This window comes from Kistimonas ophiarachnellae (assembly GCF_057552235.1).
In genome coordinates this window covers 1-593 of sequence record NZ_BAAJPA010000066.1, presented here as the reverse complement: position 1 = coordinate 593, position 593 = coordinate 1, and the positions used below count along the sequence as shown (strand labels likewise).

Here is a 593-nt window from a genome sequence, read left to right as displayed (position 1 = left end):
TGAATCTTCTTCAGATTATGAAGGGCACACATAAGCTGCCACTGCCCATTAACCTTCGGGCGTCCCCGCAAAGTGAGTTCCGATAATCCCATCGCCTGCATATGGGCAAAGGGTGGTTCGGCGACCGCCAGCCGCTTGCTGTAAACCCGTTTGCCAGCCGGGCTGTCGATCTTGTCTTTCATGATTTGCAGAACATCCGGTTTCTGCTGGTCGACGACCTCCTTATAAAAGAAGGCGACAGAACGCGGCCTTTTCTGGTCGGAGCGGCGCAGGCACTGTCCTTTCATCGGACAATCCCGGCAATGGTGTACATAACCGCAGAACTGATAAGCAGGTTGCCCGCCAATCATCGCCTTGGCGCTGCTGAGCCACATGGGTTTCCCGGCCGGGCAGAAACAGGTCATGGTGCGGGTATCGAACTGAAAGTCTCGTGTCGTAAAGCGTCCGGAAGCAACCGTTCTGCCTCGTTTTCTGGCCAGCGCCGCTCGTTCCTTTTTATGCTGAACCCGGTAACGTCCGGCCTGATCAAAGTCAGGATCACGTTGGCGGTATTGGTTGTCAGCGATATAGGCATCCACGTTTAGCCTGGACAG

1 protein-coding gene is annotated in these 593 nt (G+C 55.1%); it reads right to left on the bottom strand.

What is annotated here, in order from left to right:
• The coding region (locus AC27K1_RS21650) for a transposase (protein WP_487152874.1) at positions 1-593 on the bottom strand (593 nt) is incomplete at both ends.